Source organism: Pseudoxanthomonas sp. Root65 (assembly GCF_001427635.1).
GTDB lineage: Bacteria > Pseudomonadota > Gammaproteobacteria > Xanthomonadales > Xanthomonadaceae > Pseudoxanthomonas_A.
The window spans coordinates 1-26208 of record NZ_LMHA01000002.1; the positions used below are offsets into that span (position 1 = coordinate 1).

The 26208-nt window shown below is 65.7% G+C and carries 35 protein-coding genes and 1 pseudogene; 32 read left to right on the plus strand and 4 right to left on the minus strand.

Features of this window, described 5'->3' with window-relative positions:
• From ASD77_RS17755 to ASD77_RS10560, 30 genes and pseudogenes are all read left to right on the plus strand, one after another.
• Positions 1–79, plus strand: a pseudogene (locus ASD77_RS17755) (elongation factor Tu); the annotation flags it as partial.
• Between the two features lie 570 nt (positions 80–649).
• Complete coding sequence (gene rpsJ / locus ASD77_RS10420) at positions 650–961, plus strand: 30S ribosomal protein S10 (protein ID WP_027070119.1); 312 nt, start codon at positions 650–652, stop codon at positions 959–961.
• An 11-nt stretch (positions 962–972) separates the two neighbouring features.
• A complete protein-coding gene (rplC, locus tag ASD77_RS10425; RefSeq protein ID WP_055941268.1) occupies positions 973–1626 on the plus strand; it encodes a 50S ribosomal protein L3 in 654 nt (217 codons plus the stop codon).
• Positions 1627–1637: 11 nt separating this feature from the next.
• The gene (gene rplD / locus ASD77_RS10430; protein WP_055941270.1) at positions 1638–2243 is read left to right on the plus strand and encodes a 50S ribosomal protein L4; all 606 of its coding nucleotides are present in this window, start codon (positions 1638–1640) and stop codon (positions 2241–2243) included.
• Positions 2240–2539, plus strand: coding sequence for a 50S ribosomal protein L23 (gene rplW, locus ASD77_RS10435; protein WP_055941273.1), 300 nt, complete (start codon positions 2240–2242; stop codon positions 2537–2539). The genes rplD and rplW overlap by 4 nt, the downstream gene beginning before the upstream one ends.
• 11 nt (positions 2540–2550) lie before the next feature.
• Positions 2551–3378, plus strand: coding sequence for a 50S ribosomal protein L2 (gene rplB, locus ASD77_RS10440; RefSeq protein ID WP_055941275.1), 828 nt, complete (start codon positions 2551–2553; stop codon positions 3376–3378).
• A gap of 6 nt (positions 3379–3384) precedes the next feature.
• Entirely contained in the window at positions 3385–3660 is a 276-nt protein-coding gene (gene rpsS / locus ASD77_RS10445) for a 30S ribosomal protein S19 (RefSeq protein ID WP_055941277.1), read from the plus strand.
• A gap of 12 nt (positions 3661–3672) precedes the next feature.
• Complete coding sequence (gene rplV / locus ASD77_RS10450) at positions 3673–4008, plus strand: 50S ribosomal protein L22 (RefSeq protein WP_055943295.1); 336 nt, start codon at positions 3673–3675, stop codon at positions 4006–4008.
• A gap of 2 nt (positions 4009–4010) precedes the next feature.
• Positions 4011–4730, plus strand: a complete 720-nt coding sequence (rpsC, locus tag ASD77_RS10455) for a 30S ribosomal protein S3 (RefSeq protein WP_055941280.1) — start codon at positions 4011–4013, stop codon at positions 4728–4730.
• A gap of 6 nt (positions 4731–4736) precedes the next feature.
• Positions 4737–5150: a 50S ribosomal protein L16 gene (gene rplP, locus ASD77_RS10460; RefSeq protein ID WP_055941282.1), complete on the plus strand. Its 414-nt coding sequence runs from the start codon at positions 4737–4739 to the stop codon at positions 5148–5150.
• Positions 5150–5335 (plus strand): 50S ribosomal protein L29, encoded by a 186-nt coding sequence (gene rpmC, locus ASD77_RS10465; protein ID WP_055941284.1) that lies wholly within the window; start codon positions 5150–5152, stop codon positions 5333–5335. The genes rplP and rpmC overlap by 1 nt, the downstream gene beginning before the upstream one ends.
• A 12-nt stretch (positions 5336–5347) precedes the next feature.
• Positions 5348–5614, plus strand: a complete 267-nt coding sequence (rpsQ, locus tag ASD77_RS10470) for a 30S ribosomal protein S17 (RefSeq protein ID WP_055941286.1) — start codon at positions 5348–5350, stop codon at positions 5612–5614.
• A 15-nt stretch (positions 5615–5629) separates the two neighbouring features.
• Positions 5630–5998: a 50S ribosomal protein L14 gene (rplN, locus tag ASD77_RS10475; protein WP_013535986.1), complete on the plus strand. Its 369-nt coding sequence runs from the start codon at positions 5630–5632 to the stop codon at positions 5996–5998.
• A 15-nt stretch (positions 5999–6013) separates the two neighbouring features.
• On the plus strand, positions 6014–6331 hold the full coding sequence (gene rplX, locus ASD77_RS10480; protein ID WP_055941288.1) for a 50S ribosomal protein L24: 318 nt from the start codon (positions 6014–6016) through the stop codon (positions 6329–6331).
• Between the two features lie 11 nt (positions 6332–6342).
• Positions 6343–6885 (plus strand): 50S ribosomal protein L5, encoded by a 543-nt coding sequence (rplE, locus tag ASD77_RS10485; protein ID WP_055941290.1) that lies wholly within the window; start codon positions 6343–6345, stop codon positions 6883–6885.
• A gap of 20 nt (positions 6886–6905) precedes the next feature.
• Entirely contained in the window at positions 6906–7211 is a 306-nt protein-coding gene (gene rpsN / locus ASD77_RS10490; protein ID WP_055941292.1) for a 30S ribosomal protein S14, read from the plus strand.
• Between the two features lie 204 nt (positions 7212–7415).
• Positions 7416–7814 carry a 30S ribosomal protein S8 gene (gene rpsH, locus ASD77_RS10495; protein ID WP_055941294.1) on the plus strand — a complete coding sequence of 133 codons (399 nt, stop codon included), beginning with the start codon at positions 7416–7418 and terminating at the stop codon, positions 7812–7814.
• Positions 7815–7830: 16 nt separating this feature from the next.
• Entirely contained in the window at positions 7831–8358 is a 528-nt protein-coding gene (gene rplF, locus ASD77_RS10500; protein ID WP_055941296.1) for a 50S ribosomal protein L6, read from the plus strand.
• Between the two features lie 29 nt (positions 8359–8387).
• Positions 8388–8744: a 50S ribosomal protein L18 gene (rplR, locus tag ASD77_RS10505; RefSeq protein WP_055941298.1), complete on the plus strand. Its 357-nt coding sequence runs from the start codon at positions 8388–8390 to the stop codon at positions 8742–8744.
• A gap of 156 nt (positions 8745–8900) precedes the next feature.
• On the plus strand, positions 8901–9443 hold the full coding sequence (gene rpsE, locus ASD77_RS10510; RefSeq protein WP_055941300.1) for a 30S ribosomal protein S5: 543 nt from the start codon (positions 8901–8903) through the stop codon (positions 9441–9443).
• Positions 9436–9627 carry a 50S ribosomal protein L30 gene (gene rpmD / locus ASD77_RS10515; protein WP_055941302.1) on the plus strand — a complete coding sequence of 64 codons (192 nt, stop codon included), beginning with the start codon at positions 9436–9438 and terminating at the stop codon, positions 9625–9627. Before rpsE ends, rpmD begins: the two co-directional genes overlap by 8 nt.
• Positions 9627–10070: a 50S ribosomal protein L15 gene (gene rplO, locus ASD77_RS10520; protein WP_082563251.1), complete on the plus strand. Its 444-nt coding sequence runs from the start codon at positions 9627–9629 to the stop codon at positions 10068–10070. The genes rpmD and rplO overlap by 1 nt, the downstream gene beginning before the upstream one ends.
• A gap of 7 nt (positions 10071–10077) precedes the next feature.
• A complete protein-coding gene (secY, locus tag ASD77_RS10525) occupies positions 10078–11439 on the plus strand; it encodes a preprotein translocase subunit SecY (protein WP_055941306.1) in 1362 nt (453 codons plus the stop codon).
• Between the two features lie 339 nt (positions 11440–11778).
• The gene (gene rpsM, locus ASD77_RS10530; protein WP_055943298.1) at positions 11779–12135 is read left to right on the plus strand and encodes a 30S ribosomal protein S13; all 357 of its coding nucleotides are present in this window, start codon (positions 11779–11781) and stop codon (positions 12133–12135) included.
• Positions 12136–12147: 12 nt separating this feature from the next.
• Positions 12148–12540, plus strand: coding sequence for a 30S ribosomal protein S11 (gene rpsK / locus ASD77_RS10535; RefSeq protein ID WP_055941307.1), 393 nt, complete (start codon positions 12148–12150; stop codon positions 12538–12540).
• Positions 12541–12554: 14 nt separating this feature from the next.
• Positions 12555–13184, plus strand: coding sequence for a 30S ribosomal protein S4 (gene rpsD / locus ASD77_RS10540; protein ID WP_055941309.1), 630 nt, complete (start codon positions 12555–12557; stop codon positions 13182–13184).
• A 50-nt stretch (positions 13185–13234) separates the two neighbouring features.
• Positions 13235–14233 carry a DNA-directed RNA polymerase subunit alpha gene (gene rpoA, locus ASD77_RS10545; protein ID WP_055941311.1) on the plus strand — a complete coding sequence of 333 codons (999 nt, stop codon included), beginning with the start codon at positions 13235–13237 and terminating at the stop codon, positions 14231–14233.
• A 193-nt stretch (positions 14234–14426) separates the two neighbouring features.
• On the plus strand, positions 14427–14801 hold the full coding sequence (gene rplQ / locus ASD77_RS10550; protein WP_055941313.1) for a 50S ribosomal protein L17: 375 nt from the start codon (positions 14427–14429) through the stop codon (positions 14799–14801).
• 161 nt (positions 14802–14962) lie between these two features.
• Positions 14963–15478, plus strand: coding sequence for a disulfide bond formation protein B (locus tag ASD77_RS10555; protein ID WP_055941315.1), 516 nt, complete (start codon positions 14963–14965; stop codon positions 15476–15478).
• Positions 15479–15529: 51 nt separating this feature from the next.
• Positions 15530–16924: a 3-deoxy-7-phosphoheptulonate synthase class II gene (locus ASD77_RS10560; protein WP_055943301.1), complete on the plus strand. Its 1395-nt coding sequence runs from the start codon at positions 15530–15532 to the stop codon at positions 16922–16924.
• 18 nt (positions 16925–16942) lie between these two features.
• Here ASD77_RS10560 and ASD77_RS10565 read toward each other — a convergent pair whose 3' ends face one another.
• From ASD77_RS10565 to typA, 4 genes are all read right to left on the minus strand, one after another.
• Positions 16943–20449 (minus strand): EAL domain-containing protein, encoded by a 3507-nt coding sequence (locus tag ASD77_RS10565; protein ID WP_156383595.1) that lies wholly within the window; start codon positions 20447–20449, stop codon positions 16943–16945.
• Between the two features lie 114 nt (positions 20450–20563).
• Positions 20564–22162 carry an amidase gene (locus ASD77_RS10570; protein ID WP_055941318.1) on the minus strand — a complete coding sequence of 533 codons (1599 nt, stop codon included), beginning with the start codon at positions 22160–22162 and terminating at the stop codon, positions 20564–20566.
• A 51-nt stretch (positions 22163–22213) separates the two neighbouring features.
• A complete protein-coding gene (locus ASD77_RS10575; protein WP_055941320.1) occupies positions 22214–22684 on the minus strand; it encodes a DUF2127 domain-containing protein in 471 nt (156 codons plus the stop codon).
• A gap of 19 nt (positions 22685–22703) precedes the next feature.
• The gene (gene typA / locus ASD77_RS10580) at positions 22704–24533 is read right to left on the minus strand and encodes a translational GTPase TypA (protein WP_055941322.1); all 1830 of its coding nucleotides are present in this window, start codon (positions 24531–24533) and stop codon (positions 22704–22706) included.
• Between the two features lie 291 nt (positions 24534–24824).
• Between typA and ASD77_RS10585 the strand changes: the two genes are divergently transcribed.
• Both ASD77_RS10585 and ASD77_RS10590 read left to right on the plus strand, forming a co-directional pair.
• Positions 24825–25322 (plus strand): peptidylprolyl isomerase, encoded by a 498-nt coding sequence (locus ASD77_RS10585; protein ID WP_055941323.1) that lies wholly within the window; start codon positions 24825–24827, stop codon positions 25320–25322.
• 52 nt (positions 25323–25374) lie between these two features.
• Positions 25375–26151, plus strand: coding sequence for a hypothetical protein (locus ASD77_RS10590; protein WP_156383596.1), 777 nt, complete (start codon positions 25375–25377; stop codon positions 26149–26151).
• Positions 26152–26208: the final 57 nt, after the last annotated feature.

The following is a 26208-nucleotide window of genomic DNA, read 5'->3' on the forward strand; positions in this document are numbered from 1 at the left end:
GGACGAAGGCCTGCGTTTCGCGATCCGCGAAGGCGGCCGTACCGTCGGCGCCGGCGTGGTGGCCAAGATCATCAAGTGACGTCCTGACCCGGGCGGGCGCTGCCCGCCCGGCTTTGTCAGGCCGTCATCCCCGCGAAGGCGGGGATCTGAGGCCTGATGAAGCGACAAGGGCGGACCGGAACCCCGGTCCGCTTCTTTTTTGCAGAAATCCCGCGTTTTCATTCAACGGGATGCTGCAAAACAGCAAAACCTGCGCTATCATACGCCCCCCTTGAAAGCCGCTTGGCTCTCAAGGAATCGCATGATCCGCCAGCGCCCCCTGGGAGGCCGCTGGTTCTACCGCGAAAAGAGGTGCAGGAAGCGCCTCGTGTTCGCCAGACACGGAGTGTCGCGTGCCTTCCTGCGGGCCTTCGGGTCGAGCAGGGCGTTCCGGTGGTTGACGGGATGTGTCACGCGTCCTATACTTTCATGTCTGGGCGGGCCGGTTTAACCGGCCTGCCTAGTTTTTCAGGAAGAATCCCCAGCCGATTCCGGCGCTGCCCGTCCGTGGAGTCCACGCGGACGGTGGGGAGCTGGAACAGCTTGGACTAACCGGGGCAAGGCATCCCAGAGGCCGCGCCCGTCGCTCTTTAACGAAGGAACTACCGCAATGGCGGACCAAAAGATCCGAATCCGGCTCAAGGCGTATGATCATCGTTTGATCGACCGCTCGGCCAGCGAGATCGTCGAGACGGCCAAGCGGACCGGCGCGCAAGTGCGCGGCCCGATCCCGCTGCCGACCAAGATCGAGCGCTACACCATCCTGGTTTCCCCGCACGTCGACAAGGACGCGCGTGACCAGTACGAGACCCGCACGCACAAGCGCGTGCTCGACATCGTCGACCCGAACGACAAGACCGTGGACGCGCTGATGAAGCTCGAGCTCGCGGCTGGCGTCGACGTGCAGATCAAGTTGACCTGAGGCCCACGACCATGACCGCGAAGAAATATTCGTTGGGTCTCGTCGGCCGCAAGGCTGGCATGACCCGAGTGTTCACCGAAGACGGCAAGTCCATTCCGGTGACGCTGATCGAAGCTACCCCCAATCGCATCACCCAGATCAAGACCCCCGAAACCGACGGCTACAGCGCCGTGCAGGTCGTCGTGGGTACCCGTCGCGCTTCGCTGATCACCAAGCCGGTTGCCGGTCACCTGGCCAAGGCCAAGGTCGAAGCCGGTCGTGGCCTGTGGGAGCTGCGCGTGGAAGCCGACAAGCTGGGCGACTTCACCGTCGGCGGCGAGATCAAGGCCGACATCTTCGAAGTCGGCCAGATCGTCGACGTCCAGGGCGTCACCAAGGGCAAGGGCTTCCAGGGCACCATCAAGCGCTGGAACTTCCGCATGGGCGACGCCACCCACGGTAACTCGCTGTCGCATCGCGCGCCGGGTTCGCTGGGTCAGCGCCAGACGCCGGGTCGCGTGTTCCCGGGCAAGAAGATGTCCGGCCACATGGGCGCCGTGCAGCAGAGCACGCAGAATCTGGAAGTCGTCCGCGTGGACGCCGAGCGCGGCCTGATCGCCGTTCGCGGCGCCGTGCCGGGTGCGCCGGGTGGTGACGTGATCGTGCGTCCGGCAAGCAAGGGTTGAGGAGAACGACCATGGAACTAGCCATTACAGGTAGCGCCAACAAGCTGTCGGTCTCCGACGACGTGTTCGGCCGTGAATTCAGCGAGGATCTGGTCCACCAGGTCGTCGTTGCCTACCGCAACGCCGGTCGTGCAGGCACCAAGGCGCAGAAGACGCGCGCCGAAGTCAACGGCACCACCAAGAAGTCCAAGAAGCAGAAGGGTGGCGGTGCTCGTCACGGTGCCCTGACCGCGCCGATCTTCGTCGGCGGCGGCGTGACCTTCGCGGCCAAGCCGCGCAGCTTCGCGCAGAAGGTCAACCGCAAGATGTACCGCGCGGCCATCAGCTCCATCCTGTCCGAGCTGAACCGCCAGAACCGCCTGAAGGTCGTGGAAGCGTTCGATGTGGACGCCACCAAGACCAGTGCCCTGATCGAGAAGCTGAAGGGCTTCGACCTGGGCAAGCGTCCGCTGATCGTCACCGAGGATGCTTCCGAGCACCTGTACCTGTCCGCCCGCAACCTTCCCTACGTGGAAGTGCGCGACGTGCAGGGCCTGGATCCGGCGGCGCTGGTCGGTGCCGACTCCGTGTTGATCACGGCCGACGCCATCAAGAAGATCGAGGAGTGGCTGGCATGATCAGCAACGAAAAGATTTTTGCCGTGCTGCGTGCTCCGCGCGTCTCCGAGAAGACCGTGCGCCTGCAGGAACTCTCCAACCAATACGTCTTCGAAGTCTCGAACGATGCCACCAAGGCCGATGTCAAGGCCGCGGTCGAGCAGCTGTTCGACGTCAAGGTCGAGACGGTCAACGTGGTCAACGTGAAGGGCAAGAACAAGTCCTTCCGTAACCGCGCCGGCCGCCGCGGCGACTGGCGCAAGGCGTACGTGCGTCTGGCCGATGGCCAAGCCATCGACGTGTCGGCCAAGGCCTGAGGTAGACCCACATGCCATTGATGAAATTCAAACCCACCTCTCCCGGTCGCCGTTCGGCGGTCCGCGTGGTGACGCCCGACCTGCACAAGGGTGCCCCGCATGCTGCGCTGCTCGAGAAGCAGAGCAAGTCCGGCGGTCGCAACCACCACGGTCGCATCACCACCCGTCACATCGGCGGTGGCCACAAGCAGCATTACCGTCTCATCGACTTCAAGCGCGACAAGGAAGGCATCCCGGCGCGCGTGGAGCGGATCGAATACGATCCCAACCGCACCGCGCACATCGCGCTGCTGTGCTATGTCGATGGCGAGCGTCGCTACATCATCGCCCCCAAGGGCCTGAAGGCCGGTGACCAAGTCATCGCCGGTAGCGATGCGCCGATCAAGGCCGGCAACACGCTGCCGCTGCGCAACATCCCGGTCGGTACGACGATCCACGGCATCGAGCTGAAGCCGGGCAAGGGCGCGCAGATCGCCCGCGCCGCCGGCGCCGCCGTGCAGCTGGTCGCACGCGAGCAGGGTTTCGCCACGCTGCGCCTCCGCTCCGGCGAGATGCGCAAGGTGCAGGTCGAGTGCCGCGCCACGGTGGGCGAAGTCGGCAACGACGAGCACAGCCTGGAGAAGCTCGGCAAGGCCGGTGCCAAGCGCTGGCGTGGTATCAAGCCGACCGTTCGCGGTGCCGCCATGAACCCGGTCGACCACCCGCACGGTGGTGGTGAAGCCAAGGCCGGCCAGGGCAACCCGCATCCGGTCACCCCCTGGGGTGTGCCGACCAAGGGTTACAAGACGCGCAAGAACAAGCGCACGCAGCAATTCATCGTCCGCGATCGTAGGGGCTAATCGACCATGGCACGTTCACTCAAGAAGGGCCCGTTCGTCGATCACCACCTCGTCAAGAAGGTGGAGGCCGCGGGCGGCAGCAAGAAGCCGATCAAGACCTGGTCGCGTCGTTCGATGATCCTGCCGGAAATGGTGGGCTTCACGATCGCCATCCACAACGGCAAGAACCACGTTCCGGTGCTGGTCAACGAGAACATGGTCGGCCACAAGCTCGGCGAATTTGCCGTCACCCGGACCTTCAAGGGTCACGGTGGCGACAAGAAAGCCGGCGGCAAGAAGTAAGGAGAGATGACCATGGAAGCGAAAGCCATCCTGCGCACCGCGCGCATCTCTCCCCAGAAGGCCCGCCTGGTCGCCGACCAGGTGCGTGGCCTGCCGGCCGAACGCGCCGTCAACCTGCTGAAGTTCTCGGACAAGAAGGCTGCCCACCTGATCAAGAAGGTCGTGGAGTCCGCCATCGCCAACGCCGAGAACAACCAGGGTGCCGACGTCGACGAGCTGAAGGTCAAGACCATCATGGTCGACGAAGGTCCGATGCTGAAGCGTTTCATGGCCCGTGCCAAGGGCCGTGGTACCCGCATTCTGAAGCGCACCAGCCACATCACCGTGGTCGTGGGCGAGGGTAAATAAACATGGGTCACAAAGTTCATCCGACCGGTATCCGTCTGGGCATCGCCAAGGACTGGAATTCCAAGTGGTTCGCCAACAAGCGCGACTACGCCGAGTACCTCGCCGCGGACCTCAAGGTGCGCGAGATGCTTCGTAAGAAGCTGGCGCAGGCAGGCATTTCCAAGATCCTGATCGAGCGTCCGGCCAAGACCGCCCGCGTGACCATCCACACCGCCCGACCGGGCGTGGTGATCGGCAAGCGCGGTGAGGACATCGAGAAGCTGCGCAAGGAAGTGAGCGACCTGATGGGCGTCCCGGCGCACATCAACGTCACCGAGGTGCGCAAGCCCGAGCTGGACGCGCAGTTGGTTTCCGAGTCGATCGCGCAGCAGCTGGAACGCCGCATCATGTTCCGCCGCGCCATGAAGCGCGCCGTCGGCAACGCGATGCGCCTGGGTGCCCTGGGCATCAAGGTCAACGTGGCAGGCCGTTTGAACGGTGCGGAAATCGCCCGTTCGGAATGGTACCGCGAAGGCCGCGTGCCGCTGCACACGCTGCGTGCCGACATCGATTACGGTTTTGCCGAGGCGAAGACCACCTACGGCATCATCGGCATCAAGGTGTGGGTCTACAAGGGCGAGATCTTCGATTTCAGCCAGGTGGGTCAGGAGAAGCAGGACGACGCGCGCCCCGAGCGCAGCGAACGTCCGTCGCGCCCGCCCCGTGACCGCGACGCGAGGTAATCAGTCATGTTGCAACCCAAGCGAACCAAATACCGCAAGATGCACAAGGGCCGTAACGAAGGCCTGAGCTGGAGCGGCAACCTCGTCAGCTTCGGCGAGTACGGCCTGAAGGCCACGGCGCACGGTCAGCTGACCGCGCGCCAGATCGAGGCAGCGCGTCGTTCCATCAGTCGCTACGTGAAGCGTGGCGGCAAGATGTGGATCCGCGTGTTCCCCGACAAGCCCATCACCAAGAAGCCCATCGAAGTCCGCATGGGTTCCGGCAAGGGCAACGTCGAGTACTGGGTCGCACAGATCCAGCCGGGCCGCATGATCTATGAAATCGAAGGCGTCAGCGAAGACATCGCGCGTGAGGCGTTCCGCCTGGCCGCGGCCAAGCTGTCCGTCACCACCACTTTCGTGACCCGGACGGTGCGCTAATGGAACTCAAGCAACTCCGCGAGAAGTCGGCAGACGAGCTGAAGGCCCACTTGACCGAGCTGCGCAAGGAGCAATTCTCCCTGCGCATGCAGAAGGTGACCGGCCAGCTGCCGAAGACGCATGAAACCCGCCGGGTCCGTCGCGAGATCGCTCGCGTCAAGACCCTGCTGGGCAGCCAGAAGTAAGGAGCGACCAAGATGAGCGATAACAAAGACAAAGCGCAACGCACCATCGAAGGCCGCGTCGTCAGCAACAAGATGGACAAGACGGTCACCATCCTGGTGGAGCGTCAGGTCAAGCATGCCCTATACGGCAAGTACATCAAGCGTTCCACCAAGCTGCACGCGCACGACGCGGACAACAGCTGTAAGGAAGGCGACGTGGTGCGCGTGACCGAAATCGCCCCGATGTCCAAGACCAAGAACTGGCGCGTGGTGGAAATCATCACCCGCGCGGCTGAATAAGAGGAGATCTGAATCATGATCCAGATGCAGAGCTACCTTGACGCGGCCGACAACTCCGGCGCCAAGGAACTGATGTGCATCAAGGTGCTGGGCGGCTCGAAGCGCCGTTACGCCGGCATCGGCGACATCATCAAGGTGACCGTCAAGGACGCCATCCCGCGTGGCAAGGTCAAGAAGGGCGAAGTCTACGACGCCGTGGTCGTGCGTACCCGCAAGGGTGTCCGCCGTCCGGACGGTTCGCTGATCCGCTTCGATGGCAACGCCGCCGTCCTGCTCAACAACAAGCAGGAGCCGATCGGAACCCGCATCTTCGGGCCCGTGACCCGCGAGCTGCGTTCCGAGAAGTTCATGAAGATCGTTTCGCTCGCGCCTGAAGTGCTCTGAGCGGAGGACATAGAAATGGCAAACCGTATCAAGAAGGGCGACCAGGTCGTCGTCACCGCCGGCAAGGACAAGGGCAAGAAGGGCGACGTCGTGCGTGTGGACGGCGACCGCGTGGTCGTGTCCAACGTCAATGTCGTCAAGCGCCACACCAAGCCGAACCCGCAGGCCGGTGTCGCCGGCGGCGTGGTTGAGAGCGAGCGCTCGATCCACATCTCCAATGTCGCGCTGTTCAACCCGGCAACGGGCAAGGGCGAGCGTATCGGTTTCAAGGTGCTGGAGGATGGACGCAAACTGCGTGTGTTCCGCTCCAGCGGTGAGGCGCTCGACGCCTGAGGAATGAGGACATGACCACCCGTCTCGAAAAAATCTACAAGGAAGAAGTGGCGCCGGCTCTGATGAAGAAGTTCGGCTACACCAATCCGATGGAAGTGCCGAAGATCACCAAGATCACCATCAACATGGGTGTGGGTGAAGCGGCGACCAACAAGAAGATCCTGGAAAATGCCGTGGCCGACCTGGCCAAGATCACCGGCCAGAAGCCGATCACGACCAAGTCCCGCGTGTCGGTGGCTTCGTTCAAGATCCGCGATGGCTGGCCGATCGGCTGCAAGGTCACCCTGCGTCGCGCCAAGATGTACGAATTCCTGGACCGCCTGATCAGCATCTCGCTGCCGCGCGTCCGCGACTTCCGTGGCGTCTCCGGCCGTTCGTTCGATGGCCGCGGCAACTACAACATGGGCGTGAAGGAACAGATCATCTTCCCGGAAATCGACTTCGACGCCGTCGACGCGATCCGCGGCATGGATATCGCCATCACGACGACCGCCAAGAACGACGCCGAAGCCAAGGCGCTGCTCGAAGCGTTCAAGTTCCCGTTCCGCAACTGATTCGCTAGGAAAACGACATCATGGCAAAGACCTCGATGGTCAACCGCGACATCAAGCGGGAAAAGCTGGCCAAGCAGTACGCCGCCAAGCGTGATGCGCTGAAGAAGATCATCTCCAGCCAGAACGCGTCGTACGAAGAAAAGGCCGACGCGGTCACCAAGCTGCAGAAGCTGCCGCGCGACTCCTCGCCGAGCCGCCAGCGCAACCGTTGCGAGCTGTCCGGTCGTTCGCGTGGCGTGTACCGTAAGTTCGGCCTCGGCCGCAACATGCTGCGCAAGGCCACCATGAACGGCGACGTGCCCGGCCTGCGCAAGGCGAGCTGGTAAGGACGCCAGGGGCGCCCGACCCGGGCTCCCCCGTGGTTTCAAGGACAAGTCCGGCAGACGCCGGACTTGTTGTTGTACAATGTTCGGCTCCCGCGACCCGGTCGGGGGAGGGCCGGGGAACCGGCTACCCGCCTGGGGGATTCCAGGGACAACACAAGATTTTCGCGAAAGCGGATATCGGTGCTACTCATAAGGCAGACTCTAATGAGCATGACTGATCCCATCGCCGACATGCTGGTGCGCATTCGCAATGCCGCCGCTGTGGGCAAGCCGACGGTGAAGATGCCGTCCTCCAAGATCAAGACCTCGATCGCCAACGTCCTCAAGGCGGAAGGCTACATCGGCGACGTCCGCGTGACGCCGACCGAGAACAACAAGGCCGAGCTCGAGATCGTCCTGAAGTATTTCGAAGGCAAGCCGGTCATCGAGAAGCTGAGCCGCGTGTCCCGTTCGGGCCTGCGCCAGTACCGTGGCAAGGCCGAGCTGCCCAAGGTCCTCGGCGGCCTGGGCGTTGCCATCATTTCCACTTCCAAGGGCATCATGACCGATGCGCAGGCCCGTGCGGCCGGCGTGGGTGGTGAAGTCCTGTGCTTCGTGGCCTAAGCGAAGGAGCCCAGACATGTCCCGCGTAGCCAAGCAGCCGATCAATCTCCCCAAGGGCGTCGAACTGAATGCCCAGGGTGAAACCCTCAACGTCAAGGGCCCGAAGGGCACCCTGTCCATCGCCAAGCCGGCCGGCGTCGGACTCAACGTCGACAACGGTACGGTGAACCTGTCGCCGGCCACCCCGGCCGACGATGCCATCACCGGCACCATCCGCGCGATCCTGGCCAACATGGTCAAGGGCGTGTCGGACGGTTTCGAGCGCAAGCTTGAGCTGGTCGGCGTGGGTTACCGCGCCGCGATGCAGGGCAAGGACCTGAACCTGTCGCTGGGTTTCTCCCACCCGATCCTGTTCAAGACGCCGGAAGGCATCACCATCGTCACCCCGACCCAGACCGAAATCCTGGTGCAGGGTGCCGACAAGCAGCGCGTTGGTGAAGTCGCCGCCAAGATCCGCGGTTTCCGTCCGCCGGAGCCCTACAAGGGCAAGGGCGTGAAGTACTCCGACGAAACCATCATCCGCAAGGAAGCGAAGAAGGCCTAACCGGGCTTTCGGCTTCGAGGAACCAGATCATGAGCATCAAGAACACCGCCCGCCTGCGCCGCGCCAAGTCGACCCGCGCGCACATTCGCGAACTCGGCGTGCCGCGCCTGTCGGTGCTGCGCACCGGGCAGCACATCTACGCCCAGCTGTTCACCGCCGATGGCTCCAAGGTCATCGCGTCGGCCAACACGCTGCAGGCCGATGTGAAGGATGGCCTGAAGAACGGCAAGAACAGCGATGCCGCCGCCCGCGTGGGCAAGGTCATCGCCGAGCGCGCCAAGGCCGAAGGCATCGAGAAGATCGCATTCGACCGTTCGGGCTACCGTTACCACGGCCGCATCAAGGCCCTGGCCGACGCGGCCCGCGAAGGCGGCCTGCAGTTCTAATCCTGAAGGGCATGGGGGCGACCCCATGCCTTGTCCTGTCGGCGCGGGCTGCGCCGGGCGCGGTCGCTCTTCTGCAGCGATCGTTGCGTTACCGCTCCATACCACAACCATAAGCGGCCAAGCCGTACATATCCCAACCATCAAGGAATTCAAGCAATGGCAGAAGAACGTCAGCCGCGGGGCCGCGATCGCGATCGCAACCGCGAAGAGAAAGTCGACGACGGCATGATCGAGAAGCTGGTCGCGGTCAACCGCGTCAGCAAGACCGTCAAGGGCGGTCGCCAGTTCACCTTCACCGCACTGACCGTGGTGGGCGACGGCAACGGCAAGATCGGTTTCGGTTATGGCAAGGCGCGTGAAGTGCCGGTCGCCATCCAGAAGTCGATGGAATATGCCCGCAAGGGCATGCTGAATGTCGATCTGAACAACGGCACGCTGTGGCACCCGGTGAAGGCCGGCCACGGTGCGGCGCGCGTGTTCATGCAGCCGGCATCGGAAGGTACGGGCGTCATCGCCGGCGGTGCCATGCGTGCCGTGCTGGAAGCGGTGGGCGTGAAGAACGTGCTGGCCAAGGCCGTCGGTTCGCGCAATCCGATCAACCTGGTCCGCGCCACGCTGAAGGGCCTGAGCGACATGCAGTCGCCCACGCGCATCGCGGCCAAGCGCGGCAAGAAGGTGGAGGAACTCCTCAATGGCTAACGAGTCCAACAAGACCGTCAAGGTGCGCCTGGTGCGCGGCCTGCGTGGTTCCCAGTCGCGCCACCGCCTGTCGGTGAAGGCGCTGGGCCTGAACAAGCTCAACGATGTGCGTGAACTGAAGGACAGCCCGCAGGTACGCGGCCTGATCGCCAAGGTCCACTACCTCGTCAAGGTCGAGGAGTAATCAACATGCGTCTCAACACACTGAAGCCCGCCGACGGCGCCCGCACCGAACGCACCCGCGTCGGCCGTGGTATCGGTTCCGGCCTGGGCAAGACCGCCGGTCGCGGCCACAAAGGTTCGTTCGCGCGCGCCGGCAAGGGCAAGATCAAGGCGAAGTTCGAAGGCGGCCAGATGCCGCTGATCAAGCGTCTGCCGAAGGTCGGTTTCCGCTCCAAGCTGAAGCTGGATTGCGCCGAAGTGCTGTCCTACCAACTGGAAAAGCTGGAAGCCGGCGAGATCGACTTCGCGGCGCTCCGTGCCGCCAAGCTGGTGCCCAGCACCGCCAAGCGCGCCAAGATCGTCAAGAAGGGCGAACTGACCAAGAAGTTCGTGCTGAAGGGCGTGGCCGCCACGGCCGGTGCCAAGGCCGCCATCGAGGCTGCCGGCGGCAGCGTGCAGGAGTAACGGACGCATGGCGCAGGGTAATGCCGCCGGTGCGCTGGCAGGCGCAGGCAAGTTCACCGAACTCCGCCAGCGCCTGCTGTTCGTGCTGGGTGCGCTGATCGTCTATCGGATCGGCTGTTTCATCCCGGTCCCGGGCGTCAATCCCGATGCCATGCTTGCGATGATGCAGGCGCAGGGCGGCGGCATCGTGGACATGTTCAACATGTTCTCGGGCGGCGCCCTGCACCGTTTCAGCATCTTCGCGCTGAACGTCATGCCCTACATTTCGGCATCGATCGTGATGCAGTTGGGCGTGCACATCTTCCCCAGCCTGAAGGCGCTGCAGAAGGAAGGCGAGTCCGGTCGCCGCAAGATCACCCAGTACTCGCGCATCGGCGCGGTGCTGCTGGCGATCGTGCAGGGCGGCAGCATCGCCACCGCGCTGCAGAACCAGGTCGCGCCCGGTGGCATGCCGGTGGTGTACGCACCGGGCATGGGCTTCGTGCTGACCGCCGTGGTCGCACTGACCGCCGGCACCATCTTCCTGATGTGGATCGGCGAGCAGGTGACCGAGCGCGGCATCGGCAACGGCGTCTCGCTGATCATCTTTGCGGGCATTGTGGCCGGCCTGCCGGGTGCGGTCATCCAGACCGTCGGCGCTTTCCGCGACGGCACGCTGAGCTTCATCTCGCTGCTGGTCATCGCCGTGGTGGTGCTGGGCTTCACGTTCCTGGTGGTGTTCGTGGAACGCGGGCAGCGACGTATCACAGTGAATTACGCGCGCCGCCAGGGCGGTCGCAACGCGTACATGAACCAGACCTCGTTCCTGCCGCTCAAGCTCAACATGGCCGGCGTGATCCCGCCGATCTTCGCCTCCAGCATCCTGGCCTTCCCGGCCACGCTGGCGATGTGGTCCGGCCAGAACAGTGGTGCCACCACGTGGCTGCAGCGCGTGTCCAACGCGCTGGCGCCGGGCGAGCCGCTGCACATGATCGTGTTCGCGGCGATGATCATCGGCTTCGCGTTCTTCTACACGGCGCTGGTGTTCAACTCGCAGGAAACCGCCGAGAACCTGAAGAAGTCGGGCGCGCTGATCCCGGGCATCCGCCCCGGCAAGGCCACCGCCGACTACGTCGACGGCGTGCTGACGCGCCTGACGGCGATCGGCTCGATGTACCTGGTGGCGGTCTGCCTGTTGCCGGAAGTGATGCGTACCCAACTGGGCACGTCGTTCTACTTCGGCGGCACCTCGCTGCTGATCGTGGTGGTGGTGGTGATGGACTTCATTGCGCAGATCCAGGCGCACCTGATGTCCCACCAGTACGAGAGCCTGCTGAAGAAGGCCAATCTCAAGGGTGGTTCGCGGGGCGGTCTTGCCCCCCGTGGCTGAGGTATAATCGCGGGTTTCCCGCACCAGTCCGGCCTTCATGGCCGGCTGACTTAGATGGGCGGCCCCTGCAGCGATCCGGTGCGGGGGTGTGAGCCAGCCAGTCCTGCGCCAGAGTAGCGCGGGCGGGGCAGGGCGGGGTGAACCCCGTTCCGCACCAGGCAGGCTCCGGCGCTGGAGCATGGGCACACTCCCCATGCCGGTCCGTTCTCGGCGCTGCCGGCACGGGCTTCCCGTAAACACCGGATCTTGTTAGAATTTCCAGTTCACTCCGCCTGTCTGCGCGAATCCCGCCCGGGATGACCGTACACGGGCCAATACTCACAGTTGGAGAGCCGCGTCATGGCGCGTATTGCAGGTGTCAACCTGCCTGCCCAGAAGCATGTCTGGGTCGGTTTGCAAAGCATCTACGGCATTGGCCGTACCCGTTCCAAGAAGGTCTGCGAAGCCGCCGGCGTCGCCTCGACCACCAAGATCCGCGACCTGTCGGAGCCGGAAGTCGAGCGCCTGCGCGCCGAAGTCGGCAAGTACGTGGTCGAGGGCGACCTGCGCCGTGAAGTCGGCATCGCGATCAAGCGCCTGATGGACCTGGGTTGCTACCGCGGTCTGCGCCACCGTCGCGGCCTGCCGCTGCGTGGCCAGCGCACCCGTACCAATGCTCGCACCCGCAAGGGTCCGCGCAAAGCCATCAAGAAGTAAGGGGCGACCATCATGGCCAAGCCAGCAGCTGCCAAAGTCAAGAAGAAGATCAAGCGCGTCATCACCGACGGCGTCGCCCACGTCCACGCTTCTTTCAACAACACCATCGTCACCATCACCGACCGCCAGGGCAATGCGCTCTCGTGGGCGACCTCGGGTGGTGCCGGTTTCCGCGGTTCCCGCAAGTCCACGCCGTTCGCGGCCCAGGTCGCTGCCGAGAAGGCCGGCCGTGCCGCACTGGACTACGGCGTGAAGTCGCTGGAAGTCCGCATCAAGGGCCCGGGTCCGGGTCGTGAGTCGGCCGTGCGTTCGTTGAACAACGTGGGCTACAAGATCACCAACATCATCGACGTGACGCCCATCCCGCACAACGGGTGCCGTCCGCCGAAAAAGCGTCGCGTCTAAGGGGGCGATAAGAAATGGCTCGTTATATCGGTCCTACCTGTAAGCTCGCGCGCCGTGAAGGCGCCGACCTGTCGCTCAAGAGCCCGGCCCGTGCGCTGGACTCCAAGTGCAAGCTGGAGCAGAAGCCCGGCCAGCACGGCGCGACCGCCCGCAAGGGCAAGCTGTCCGACTACGCCACCCAGCTGCGTGAAAAGCAGAAGGTCAAGCGTATCTACGGTCTGCTGGAGCGTCAGTTCCGCAACTACTACAAGAAGGCCTCGACCAAGAAGGGCAACACCGGCGAGAACCTGCTGCAGCTGCTGGAAACCCGTCTCGACAACGTCATCTACCGCATGGGCTTCGCCGTGACCCGTCCGGCCGCCCGCCAGCTGGTCTCGCACCGTGGCGTGCTGGTCAATGGCAAGCCGGTCAACCTGCCGTCCTACCAGGTCAAGGCCGGCGACGCGATCGCGCTGTCGGAGAAGGCCCAGAAGCAGCTCCGCGTTCAGGAGTCGCTGACTGTTGCCGAGCAGCTCGACCTGAACCCGTCGTGGGTAGAAGTCGACGCCAAGAAGTTCAGCGGTGTGTTCAAGGCGGTGCCGGCGCGTTCGGACCTGCCCGCCGACATCAACGAAGCGCTGATCGTCGAGTTGTACTCGAAGTAATTCATTCACGCACCCCCGGGCGACCGGGGGACCGCAGGAGACAAAGCAACATGACGGGTATTACTCAGCAAGTGCTGCGCCCCCGCGGCCCGCAGATCGAGCGCCTGACCGGCAATCGCGCGAAAGTGGTCATCGAACCGCTGGAACGTGGTTACGGCCATACGCTCGGCAATGCGTTGCGCCGCGTGCTGCTGTCGTCGATCCCCGGCTTCGCGATCACCGAAGTCGAGATCGATGGCGTGCTGCACGAATACAGCACCATCGAAGGCATGCAGGAAGACGTGCTGGAAGTGCTGTTGAACCTGAAGGATGTGGCCATCCGCATCCACAGCGGCGACTCCTCCACGCTGAGCCTGGCCAAGCAGGGCCCGGGCGTGGTGACCGCCGGCGACATCAAGACCGACCACAACGTCGAAATCCTCAACCCGGAACTGGTCATCTGCAACCTGACCAAGGACACGGCGCTGAACATGCGCCTGAAGATCGAGCGTGGTTTCGGCTACCAGCCGGCCGCCGCCCGTCGTCGTCCGGACGAAGAAACCCGCGTGATCGGTCGCCTGGTGCTGGACGCCTCGTTCTCGCCGGTCCGTCGCGTCGCGTACGCGGTGGAAGCTGCGCGCGTCGAGCAGCGCACCGACCTGGACAAGCTGGTCCTGGACATCGAAACCAACGGCACGATCGATGCCGAGGAGGCCGTGCGCACCGCCGCCGACATCCTCAGCGACCAGCTGTCGGTGTTCGGTGACTTCACGCACCGCGACCGCGGCGCGCCGAAGCAGGCCGCCAGCGGCGTGGATCCGGTGCTGCTGCGCCCGATCGACGACCTGGAGCTGACCGTGCGTTCGGCCAACTGCCTGAAGGCCGAGAGCATCTACTACATCGGCGACCTGATCCAGAAGACGGAAGTCGAACTGCTCAAGACCCCGAACCTCGGCAAGAAGTCGCTGACCGAGATCAAGGAAGTCCTGGCGCAGCGCGGCCTGTCCCTGGGCATGAAGCTGGAGAACTGGCCGCCGGCCGGTGTCGCCCAGCACGGCATGCTCGGCTGATGATGTAACAGGGAACGCCCGCGTCCGCGCGGGAGTTCCCCTGCTTCAAACGCGTCACCCATGCCGACGGACCTGAAGGTCCGCGGTTATCCGGTCAAGGACGGCCGGTTCGGACCACCCGCAGTCCATTGTTGCAACGCCAGGATGGCGACAGCGAAATCCAACGTCCCACCCTTCACCAGGAATCCTACCCATGCGCCACCAGAAAGCCGGTCGCAAGTTCAACCGCACCAGCGCCCATCGCGAAGCGATGTTCCGCAACATGGCCGCCTCGCTCATCAAGCACGGCCTGATCAAGACCACCCTGCCGAAGGCCAAGGAACTGCGCCGCGTTGCCGAGCCGCTGATCACCCTCGGCAAGGTCGATGGCGTCGCCAACCGCCGCCTCGCCTTCTCGCGCCTGCGCGACAAGGAAGCCGTCGGCACGCTGTTCACCACCCTCGGCCCGCGTTACCAGGCGCGTCCGGGTGGCTACCTGCGCATCCTGAAGTGCGGCTTCCGTGCCGGCGACAACGCGCCGATGGCGTACGTCGAGCTGGTCGGCCGTCCGGAAGCGGCGGCCGAATAAGCCCCGCCTCCTGCAACACACCAGAAACCCCGGCCGATGCCGGGGTTTTTGTTTTCCGGCGGTGGCGGGCCTGTCATATCGGGAGCGACAAACGGCCACGGGGTGACGTTCGGGACGCTGCGCGTGGATAATGCAGGCAAGACCTCACGCTGCTGGTGCCGATGAATCCTCTTCGCTGGAGTTTCCGCGCGCAGTGCTTGCTGGGCTTCGCCGTCTGCGCGGGCCTGCTGGGTTATGCGGTGTACGTGCAGTTCGTGCAGCAACTGGAACCGTGCCCGTTCTGCATCTTCCAGCGACTGGCGTTCGCGGCGACGGGCGTGCTGTTCCTGCTCGGCGCGCTGCACGGTCCGCGTCGGCCCGGAGGCCGCAAGGTCTATGGCGTGCTGGCGTTCCTTGGCGCGGCGACCGGTATTGGCATCGCGGGCAAGCACGTGTGGGTGCAGCTGTATCCGCCGCTGATGCCGAGCTGCGGTCCCGGCTGGGACTACATGATCGAGAACAACACCTGGCTCGGCGTGGTGCAGAAGGTGCTGGCGGCCAAGGGCGACTGCAGCACGATCGACTGGAGTTTCCTTGGCCTGACCATGCCCATGTGGAGCCTGGTGTGGTTCGAGCTGCTGGCGGTCTGGGCGCTCTGGATCGGCTTTCGCGCCCGCAGGACCTCGACCTTCCGCTGATTTGACGCGGCGCACCAATCTGGCACGATGGTGGGCCCCCAGGAGTCCACCATGAATCCGTCCGACCGCAACCTGCGCGCCGTCACCCTGCCGCCGAACTGGGCGCCGGACAGCTGGCGCCAGCGTCAGGCGATGCAGATGCCCACGTATCCCGATGCCGAGGCGCTGGAGGCCGCGCTGGGCGAACTGCGCCAGCTACCTCCTCTGGTGACGTCGTGGGAGATCTTCTCGCTGAAGAAGCAGTTGGCCGAGGCGCAGGAAGGCAAGCGCTTTCTGCTGCAGGGCGGCGACTGCGCCGAGAACTTCAGCGACTGCGAGTCGGGGCTGATCTCGAACCGGTTGAAGGTGCTGCTGCAGATGAGCCTGGTGCTGGTGCACGGACTGCGCCTGCCGGTGGTCCGCGTCGGCCGCTTCGCGGGGCAGTACGCCAAGCCGCGGTCGGCGGATACCGAAACGCGTGATGGCGTCACCCTGCCCAGCTATCGCGGCGACGTGGTCAACGCGCCGGAATTCACGGCCGAGGCGCGGGTGCCGGATCCGCGCCGCATGATCAAGGCGCATGCGCGCTCGGCGATGACGATGAACTTCGTGCGCGCCCTGATCGATGGCGGCTTCGCCGACCTTCACCACCCCGAATACTGGAACCTCAACTGGGTCGGCTATTCGCCGCTGGCGGCCGAGTACCAGCACATGGTCGCGTCGATCGGCGACGCGGTGAGGTTCATGGAAACCCTCTCGGGCTCCGAGGTTCACAACCTCAACCGCATCGATTTCTACACCTCGCACGAGGCCTTGCTGCTGCCCTACGAAGAAGCGCTGACCCGCGAGGTGCCGCGCCAGTGGGGCTGGTTCAACCTCAGCACGCACTATCCGTGGATCGGCATGCGCACCGCCGCCGTCGATGGCGCGCACGTGGAGTACCTGCGTGGCGTGCGCAACCCCATCGCGATCAAGGTGGGGCCGTCGGTCACGCCGGACCAGTTGTTGCGCCTGATCGACGTGCTGAATCCGGAAGACGAACCCGGCCGCCTGACCTTCATCCATCGCATGGGCGCGAGCCAGATCGCGGACAAGCTGCCGCCCCTGCTGGATGCGGTGCGCCGCGATGGCCGTCGCGTGCTGTGGGTCTGCGATCCGATGCACGGCAACACCGAGAGCACCAGCAACGGGTTCAAGACGCGGCGTTTCGACAATGTTCGCAGCGAGGTCGAGCAGTCGTTCGACCTGCACGCCGCCGCCGGCACCCGCCTGGGTGGCGTGCACCTGGAGCTGACGGGCGAGGACGTCACCGAATGCACCGGCGGCGCGCGCGAGCTGACCGACGCGGACCTGGAACGGGCGTATCGCTCCACCGTGGATCCGCGCCTGAACTACGAGCAGTCGCTCGAGATCGCCATGTGCATCGTGCGCAAGCAGAACCAGCTGGCCGCGCCCACCGCGCGGTAAGCCTGGCTCAGGCCGGTTTCACGACGTCGGCATGCCGGCGTCGGGGGTGGCGCGAGGAATGTCCCACGTCGTGCCGCGCGCATACAGCTTGGCGAATTCCGCCGCCGGCAGCGGCTCGCTGAAGTAGTTGCCCTGCAGTTCGTCGCAGCCGTTGGCGGCGAGCCAGGCGGCCTGCTCGGATGTTTCCACGCCCTCGGCGATGGTGCGGCATTGCAGCTGCGCGGCCAGGCCGATGATGGCGCGGGTGATGGCGGCCTGGTTCGGCTCGGCCACGTCGCGCACGAAGGACTGGTCGATCTTCAGCACGTTGAAGCCGTAGTTGCCCAGGTAGCTGAGGCTGGAGAAGCCGGTGCCGAAGTCGTCGATGGCGATGCGCACGCCCAGCGCCTTCAATGCGCGCAGGGTGCGGTCGGTGCGCTGTACGTCCCGCATCAGCGTGGTCTCGGTGACTTCGAGTTCGAGGAATTCGGCGGCCAGCCCGCTGTCCCGCAGCGCCTCCACCACCGTGTCCACCAGGTCGTCGGTGTCGAAGTTGGCGGCGGCGATGTTCACCGACACACGGATCGGGGGCAGGCCCGCCTGCTGCCAGATGCGGTTCTGCCGGCAGGCGGCGCGGATCGCCCATTGGTCGATGTCGACGATGAGGTTGGTTTCTTCCGCGATCGGCAGGAACTCGCCCGGCATCATCAGCTGGTCGCCGCGCTGCCATCGCGCCAGACCCTCGACGCCGACGATGCGGCCGCTGGCACGGTCAACCTGCGGCTGGTAGTGCAGCGACAGGTCGCCGTTGCGCAGGCTGCGGCGCAGGCTGTTTTCCAGTTCGATGCGGGCATCGACGCTGGAGGCGAGTTCGCGCGTGTAGAAGCGGGTGGCGTTGCGGCCGTTGCGCTTGGCCAGGTACATGGCGGCATCCGCGCGCATCATCAGCGTGGCGGCGTCGTAACCGTCTTCCGGGAATAGGCTGATGCCGATGCTGAAGGCCTGGTGCAGTTCGTGCGCGGCCACGGTGTAGGGCGTGCCTGCCAAGGCCAGCAGCCGATCGGCGACCTGCAGCACGTTGTCGCGTGCCAGCACGTTGGGCAGCAGCACCACGAACTCGTCGCCACCGGTGCGGTAGACCGTGCCGAGGTTGCCGATGTTGCGCTGGATGCGGCGCGCCACCTGCTGCAGCAGTTCGTCGCCGGTGTGGTGGCCGAGCGCATCGTTGACGTGCTTGAACAGATCCAGGTCCAGGAACAGCACGGCGATGCCGTTGCCGTGGTTGGTCGCATGCGTGATGGCCTGGCCGAGGCGTTCGTTGAGTTGCAGTCGGTTCGGCAGGCCGGTGAGTGCGTCGTGGTGGGCTAGATAGGTCATGCGCGAACTGAGGGCGCGCGATTCGGTGATGTCGCGCAACACCATCACCGTGCCCACCATACGCTCGTCGCGGTCGTGGATGGAGGACAGCGAGCGTTCCACCAGCAGGCGGCTGTCGTCCCGGCGCACCAGTTGCAGGTCGCCGGGCTGGCCCATCGGGTGCGGCTCGTCGTCGGCGTCGTAGGCTTCCACACGCACCAGCGGCGCCACTTGGTCCAGAGGCTGTTGCAGTGCCTGGTCCAGGCGCCATCCACAGAGCGCCTCGGCGGCCGGATTCATGTAGGTCACGCGGCTGGCGTCATCCACGGTGATGACCGCTTCGCTGATCGAGGTCAGCGTGACCTCGGCCAGTTCGTTGGCATCGTGCAGGGCATGCTCCAGTCGCGCCTTCTCGGTGATGTCGACGGACATGACGAAGAAGCCGCAGATCGTGCCGGTCTCGTCGGTGTCGGGGGTGTAGAAGCTGTGCATCCTCCGCGTGCCGTCGGCGGTGTCGAAGCTGCTTTCGAACTCGCCCTCGCGCCCGGAAAACGCCGTCTCGATCTGCGGCGTGTGCCGCAGATAGGCCGCCTCGCCGAAGAGCTCGCGCATGTGCAGGCCGGGCGTCGGTGGCGTCCGCCAGCGCACCAGTTCGGCGAACGCGCGGTTGTGGAACACCAGGCGATGCTGCGCGTCGAACTGGGCGATCAGCGCCGGCAGGCGGTCGGTGACGCGCTTCAGGTGGTCGCGCGCCATCGCCAGTTCGCGGTGCGCCAGGCGCTGCTCGCTCACGTCGTTGCCCATCAGATACCAGCCGGCGATCTTCCTGCCGGATTCGACATCGGGTACGAGGTACAGATGCACGGGGCGCGGCGGTCGTCCCAGTTCGGTGTCCCAGGCGGTCCAGTGGTCCGGCGTGCAGTCGCGCATCGCACGCTTCAGCGAGGCAAGGAACTCCGGTGCATCGGCGTGCACCTCGTCCACGTGACGGTCGCTCCATTCCTCCGGCGTGCCCGACCACGTGCGGCAGGCGCGGTTGGCGAAGCCGTAGCGGCCGTCGGCGTCGATGTAGGCGATCAGCGCGGGGAGATGATCGGCGACGGCATCCAGCAGCGCCCGGCTGCGACGCTCTGTGCGCGCGAGATTGTGCAGCAGCAGGAACAGCAGCAGGCCCAGTCCGATGCCGCACAGCGTCAGCATCACGATCGAGGCCAGCCCGGGCAGCGCCTCGCGCAGGGGCGGCGAGCGCAGCACCAGCTGCCATTCGCTGCCCAGCAGGTGAAGCTCGCGCTGTGCGGTGAAGGCGGGCTGCCAATTGCTGCCGTACCGGCTCTCCAGCGCGCGGGTCTGGAAAATGGGGGCGCCAGCATGGTCGTGCGCGCGCAGTTGCAGGTCGAACTCGTCGTCTCCGGCGTGGCCGACGGCGTCCTCCACGACCCGGCGCCAGCCGAAGCCGGCGGTGGCGAAGCCGCGCAGCAGGCGACGCCGCGCGTCCACGTCGCCGCGCGCGGCGACCGGGTCGTCGTAGACCGGCGCGTAGAGCAGGAAGCCTGCCAGGCCGGTACTGCCTTTCGTCGCATCGCCCAGTGCCACCAGCGGCGCGGCAGACAGTTCGCCGCTGTCGCGCGCGGCTTCGATCGCGGCCCGGCGCACGGTCTCCGCCATCACGTCCTTGCCGAGCAGCGGCCGTATTCCCGGCGAATCGGGATACAGCAGGTCGAGCACCACATAGTCGTCGCGATCGCCGGCGGGGTGGATGGCGAAGGCATCGCCATAGCGCGCGCGTTGTGCCGCGACATAGGCGTCGCGTTCGTCGTGCCGCACGTGGCGCGCGAATCCGAGCCCGTGTACGGCCGATTGACGCGTGGGCACCTGCAGCTTCTCCACGAAGGCGTAGAAGCTGTCCTGTTCGATGTCCTGGCGCCCCTCCAGCACGGCGGCGGCGGCACGCACCGTGTCTTCGTACGCATGCATGTGGCTGGTCACGGCCGTGGCCACGGCGTCGGCGCGCGCATCGAACTGCGCGCGGGCATGTTCGCGGGCCTGCTGCCAGGCCGTCGAGCCGGACCACAGCGACAGCAGGCAGGCAATGACCAGCACGCCCCAGGCCAGCGAATTCAGGTTGCGCTGGCGCCGACGGGCAGTGGATCCGGATCCACTGAATGCCCGCAGTTCCGATGCCCGGTCCACGCCCGACTCCACGCGTGTGATCCCCGTCCGCTGGTTGCCGGCTATCACGCCACGAACGCGCAGCGCCTGCAAGCGCTGTCGCACGCGGGCCAACTCACATTTGCGGGGTGGCGCTCAGCGGCGTACAGCGCGTGCCGGCAGCGTGGGCCAATACTCGGGTGGCTTGCGTGCCCGCGTGCGCTGTTCGTAGTCGTAGCCCAGCGCGATCAACTGCGCTTCGCTCCATGCCGTGCCCATGAACACCAGGCCCAGTGGCAGGCCATCGCTGTGGCCCATCGGGACGGTCAGGCTGGGATAGCCTGCCACGGCGGCGGCGCTGTAGCCGGACCCGGGGAAGTGGTCGCCGGCCTTGTGGTCGGTGAGCCACGCCGGACCAGTGGTCGGGGCGATCAGCGCCACCAGTTGCTGGGCCTTGAGCGCGGCGTCGATGCCTTCCGGGCCGGCCAGCCGGCGCGCGCGGCTGCGGGCGGCGATATAGGCCGTCTCGCCCAGGCCGCCCTTGCTGTTGGCCTGCTCGAACAACTCCTGGCCGAAGAACGGCATTTCCGATACTCGGTAGCGTTCGTTGTAGCCGATCAGCTGCGTCAGCGTGGTCAGCGGCGCCTGGCGTTCGGTCAGGTAGCGCTCCACGCCATGCTTGAACTCGTACAGCATCAGCTCCAGTTCGTCGGCGTTCCACTGGCCGTCGGTGGGGATCTCCGCATCGACTACGATCGCGCCGGCCTCGCGCATCACCTGGATCGCGCCTTCCAGCGCGGCCGCCGCGTCGGGGTGGATCGCCGTCTTGCTGCGCAGTACGCCGATGCGGGCGCCCTTCAAGGCGCCGGGTTTCAGCCGTGCGCTGTAGTCCACCGCGGTGTTCCAGGCGGCCTGGGTGGTCGCGGCGTCGGCGGCATCCCGTCCGGCCAGCGCGGCCAGCAGCAGGGCGGCATCCGATACGCTGCGGGTGATGGGGCCGGCGGTGTCCTGGCTGTGCGAGATGGGCAGGATGCCCTGCCGGCTGACCAGGCCGACGGTCGGCTTCAGTCCCACCACGCCGTTGATGGCGGCGGGGCAGAGGATGCTGCCGTCGGTCTCGGTGCCCACGCTGACCGCCGCGAGGTTGGCCGATACCGCCACCGCACTGCCGGAACTCGACCCGCAGGGGTTGCGGTCCAGCGCGTACGGGTTGCGGGTCTGCCCGCCGCGGCCGCTCCAGCCCGAGGTGGAGTGCGTGGAACGGAAATTCGCCCATTCGCTGAGGTTGGTCTTGCCCAGGATGACCGCGCCGGCCTCGCGCAGGCGCCGCACCAGAAACGCGTCCTGGCCGGGACGGAAATCCTTCAGCGCCAGCGAGCCCGCAGACGTGGCCATCGGCACCGCGTCGATATTGTCCTTGAGCAGCACCGGAATGCCGTGCAGCGGCCCGCGCACGGCATTGGCGCGGCGCTCGACGTCGCGCAGTGCGGCTTCCTTGAGGGCATCCGGATTCAGTTCGATGACCGCATTGAGCTGCGGCCCGGCCTTGTCGACGGCGGCGATACGGTCCAGGTAGGCCTGCGTCAGGCCGCGGCTGTCCAGTTCGCCCGCCTGCATGCGCGCCTGCAGGTCGCTGATGTCGAGCTCGGCGTAGATGAAATCGGTCGGGGCGGGCACCGTCGCGGCCGGAGGCGTCGCCGGCTGGCAGGCCACCAGGGCGAGCATCAGGCCAAGCGGCAGCGGGAATCGACGCATGCGGATACCTTCGCGGGACTGCCGCAGGCTACGCAGGGGCTGGCCCGTGCGTCAAATGTCCCGGCGGCGGCGGATATCCCGCCACAGGACCCACACGATCACCAGGTTCACGATCAGCAGCGCCCAGGTGTGCCAGCCGGGGTGGTGGTACAGCGCGTAGATGTCCAGCGGCAGGTAGGCGGCCGAACCGATGCAGCCCAGCCACGATGCCCAGGCGCGGGCGCGCCACAGGCCCCACCCTTCCAGCAGGCGCATGCCCGCATACACCGCGATGATCAGCACGGTGACGTGGATCGAGTCGGGATTGATGCGGTCCAGCCACTGGCTCACCGCGCCGGGACCGGCATCGGGAATGAAGCGGGTGACCACCGCCTGCACGCTCTCGCGCAGACGGTCGGGGCCCAATGCCAGCAGGCCGCCGGCGAAGGCCAAGGCCAGCACGCCCTTGGCGCCCTCGAACAGGGCGATGGCGTGCAGGCCGGGGTGCGCCCTGGGATCCGGGTCGTACGCGGATGTCTCCAAGGCGCGGTACCTGCCGGTATCAGGCGGCGCGCGAGGCGCGCTTGCGGTCGCTTTCGGTCAGGAACTTCTTGCGCAGGCGGATTTCCTTCGGCGTGATCTCGACCAGTTCGTCGTCGTCGATGAAGTCCAGCGCCTGCTCCAGCGAGAACTTGATCGCCGGTGTCAGCTGGATGGCATCGTCCTTGCCCGAGGCGCGCATGTTGGTCAGCGGCTTGGTCTTGATCGCGTTGACGGTCAGGTCGTTGTCCTTGGAATGGATGCCGATCAGCTGGCCTTCGTACACGTTGTCGCCTTCGGCGGCGAACAGCTTGCCGCGCTCCTGCAGCGGGCCGAGCGAATAGGCCGGCGTGGCGCCCGGGGCGTTGGCGATCATCACGCCGTTGAGGCGCTTGGCGATGGCGCCCTGTTCCTTCGGACCGTAGTGGTCGAACACGTGGAACAGCAGGCCCGAGCCCTGCGTCAGCGTCTTGAACTCGTTCTGGAAACCGATCAGGCCACGCGCCGGGATCTGGTAGTCCAGGCGCACGCGACCCTTGCCGTCCGGCTCCATGTTCTTCAGCTGGCCCTTGCGCACGCCCAGCTTCTCCATCACGCCGCCCTGGTGGGTTTCCTCCACGTCGACGACGAGCTGCTCGATCGGCTCCATCAGCTGGCCGTCGATCTCCTTGATGATCACTTCCGGACGCGACACGGCCAGCTCGTAACCCTCGCGGCGCATGTTCTCGATCAGCACCGACAGGTGCAGCTCGCCACGGCCGGAGACCAGGAACTTGTCCGCGTCTTCCAGCTGCTCGACCTTCAGTGCCACGTTGTGCACGGTCTCGCGCTCCAGGCGCTCCTTCAGCTGGCGGCTGGTCAGGAACTTGCCGCCCGACAGGTCCTTGTGGCCGGCGAACGGCGAGTTGTTGACCTGGAACGTCATGCTGATGGTCGGCTCGTCGACGGTCAGCGCCGGCAGCGCTTCCGGGGTGTCCAGCGCGCAGACGGTATCGGAGATGGTCAGGTCCTGGATGCCCGAGATGGCGACGATGTCACCGGCCTCGGCGCTGTCCTGCTCGATGCGCTCCAGGCCCAGGAACCCCAGCACCTGCAGCACCTTGCCCTGGCGCTTCTTGCCTTCGCGGTCGATGACGGCGACCGGCATGTTCTTCTTCAGCGTGCCGCGCTGGATGCGGCCGATGCCGATGACGCCGACGAAGTTGTTGTAGTCCAGCTGGCTGATGCGCATCTGGAAGGCGCCGTCCGGATCGACTTCCGGCTTCGGCGCGTGCTTCATGATGGCTTCGTACAGCGGGGTCATGTCGCCGCCGCGCACGGTATCTTCCAGGCCGGCGTAGCCGTTCAGCGCCGACGCGTAGACGATCGGGAAGTCCATCTGCTCGGGCGTGGCGCCCAGGCGGTCGAACAGGTCCCACACCTGCTCCACGACCCACTCCGGACGCGAGCCGGGGCGGTCGACCTTGTTGATCACCACGATCGGCTTGAAGCCCATCGCGAAGGCCTTCTGGGTAACGAAGCGGGTCTGCGGCATCGGGCCGTCCATCGCGTCGACCAGAATCAGCACGGTGTCCACCATCGACAGCACGCGCTCGACCTCGCCGCCGAAGTCGGCGTGGCCCGGGGTGTCGACGATGTTGATGCGGTTGCCCTGCCAGGTGATGGCGGTGTTCTTGGCCAGGATCGTGATGCCACGTTCCTTTTCCTGGTCGTTGCTGTCCATCACGCGCTCGGCCAGCACGGTGCGCTCGGAGAGGGTGCCGGACTGCTTCAGCAGCTGGTCGACGAGGGTGGTCTTGCCGTGGTCGACGTGAGCGACGATCGCGATATTGCGGAGGTTTTGGATGGACATGGATTCTGGGATCGGAAAAACGCACCCGGATACCCCTTGAGCAGGGCAGGGCGCGAGGACGGGGAGGAAAGAAGGCGGCGTATTATAGCCGGCTACGGCGCGCTAAGCACCTGATTTTCCGAACAACGTCAGAATGGAAGCCGGTTGCCGGAGGGTCTGCCCTTGAAATCGCCCCGGATCGTCGTGATCTGGGAGCGGAGGTCGCCTGAACGGGCGCCCGTCTTCTCTTTGGCGACCACTACGGCCGGTCCGGCTGTCCGTCCCCCTTTTTCACCCCTGGAGAACCACACGATGAGCCAGCTGACCGCCACCTTCGACACCTCGCGCGGCCCGATCACGATCGAGCTGTACCCCGACAAGGCCCCGCTGACGGTGGCCAACTTCGTCAACCTGGCCAAGCGCGGGTTCTACGATGGCCTGAACTTCCACCGCGTGATCCCCGACTTCATGATCCAGGGCGGCTGTCCGGAAGGCTCGGGCCGCGGCGGCCCGGGTTACCGCTTCGAGGACGAGACCACCAACGGCGTGCGCCACGAGCGCGGCGTGCTGTCGATGGCCAACGCCGGCCCCAGCACCAACGGCAGCCAGTTCTTCATCACCCACGTGCCCACCCCGTGGCTGGATGGCAAGCACACGGTGTTCGGCAAGGTCACTGAAGGCCTGGACGTGGTGGACGCGGTGAAGCAGGGCGACCTGATCACCAAGGTCACCCTTAGCGGCGACACCGATGCCGTACTGGCCGCCAAGGCCGACCGCGTCGCGGAGTGGAATCGCGTCCTGTCCGCGTGATGCAATGGAGGGCCGGTCACTGACCGGCCCTTCTTCTTTACGGAGCACCACCATGAAGGATCGCCGTCGGCGCCCGATGCGCGCGATGCTGCTGTTCGCTGCCGTGCTGATGCTGGCGGCCTGTCGCCAGGAGGCCGAGACCGATCCGGCCGCCGCAGCGCCGGAACGGGAGCAGCCGTCGGCCGAACGTTTCCAGCAGAGCCTCGAGGGCCTCTGGAGCACCGAAGAGAACGAAGGCGATGACGCGGAAACGCTCTACGCATTCGAGTGGCGAGCCGAAGGCGGTCTGCGCGTCGTGCGCGACGGCGCCTGGCTGGACGGGAAGGTCGAGGATGTCGACCTGGACAATGGCACGCTGGCGCTGCACGTGACCTCGGACACGGGGCCCAGCGAGACCGTCACGGTACGCAAGGTCCCGGATCCGGACACGCCGGATGCCTTCAGCCTGCGCATCACCTGGGGAGGCGGCCAGTCGGAGGCCTTGGGCTTCGTAAGGCGCCTGACGGCGCGGGATCGCGAAGAGATTGCGGAGGCGATCCGCACCGCGGGCCGGCAGGGCGATGCCGCCTGCGACACCGATGCCCCGGCCGGCAGCATCCGGGCGACGCTGGTCTGCGGGCACGAGGAGTTCGGCGCCCTGGATGCCGGCATGCGCAAGCAGTTCAAAGAACTGGCCGACCGCTATCCCGATGGCGACCGCACGGTCGAGGCGGCGACCCGGCAACTGGACGCCTGCGGGACCCCCGCCTGCCTGCGCGCGGCGTATGCGCAATGGCAGGCCTATTTCGACGAGAACTACGACCTGGGCGACGTCGTGGACTACCAGTGACGGCGCGTGGCTGACCGGCCTGAGGTAGACCATGGCCTAGTCGGTCGCGGCGGGGTG